The organism is Gottfriedia acidiceleris, from assembly GCF_036421055.1.
GTDB classification, from domain to species: domain Bacteria; phylum Bacillota; class Bacilli; order Bacillales; family Bacillaceae_G; genus Gottfriedia; species Gottfriedia acidiceleris_C.
In genome coordinates this window covers 1-623 of the sequence record NZ_JAZGQS010000047.1, presented here as the reverse complement: position 1 = coordinate 623, position 623 = coordinate 1, and the positions used below count along the sequence as shown (strand labels likewise).

Below are 623 nucleotides of genomic sequence, written 5' to 3'. Positions count from 1 at the left end.
TTGGGCCTTTTCACTGCGGCTCTCCCGGGCATACACCCAAAAGAGCACCCCTTCTCCCGAAGTTACGGGGTCATTTTGCCGAGTTCCTTAACCATAGTTCTCTCGCTCACCTTAGGATTCTCTCCTCGCCTACCTGTGTCGGTTTGCGGTACAGGCACCTATTTCCTCGCTAGAAGCTTTTCTTGGCAGCGTAGAATCAGGAACTTCGGTACTATATTTCCCTCGCCATCACAACTCAGCCTTATGATGTGCGGATTTGCCTACACATCAGCCTAATTGCTTGGACGCGCATATCCAGCAGCGCGCTTACCCTATCTTTCTGCGTCCCTCCATCGCTCAAACGGAAATGAGGTGGTACAGGAATATCAACCTGTTGTCCATCGCCTACGCCTGTCGGCCTCGGCTTAGGTCCTGACTAACCCTGGGAGGACGAGCCTTCCCCAGGAAACCTTAGGCATACGGTGGACGGGATTCTCACCCGTCTTTCGCTACTCATACCGGCATTCTCACTTCTAAGCGCTCCACCAGTCCTTACGATCTAGCTTCAACGCCCTTAGAACGCTCCCCTACCACTGATACCATACGGTATCAATCCGCAGCTTCGGTGATACGTTTAGCCCCGT

1 rRNA gene is annotated in these 623 nt (G+C 53.1%); it reads right to left on the bottom strand.

Annotation, left to right across the window (positions count from 1 at the left end):
• Positions 1–623, bottom strand: a 23S ribosomal RNA gene (locus tag RAH41_RS22455); the annotation flags it as partial.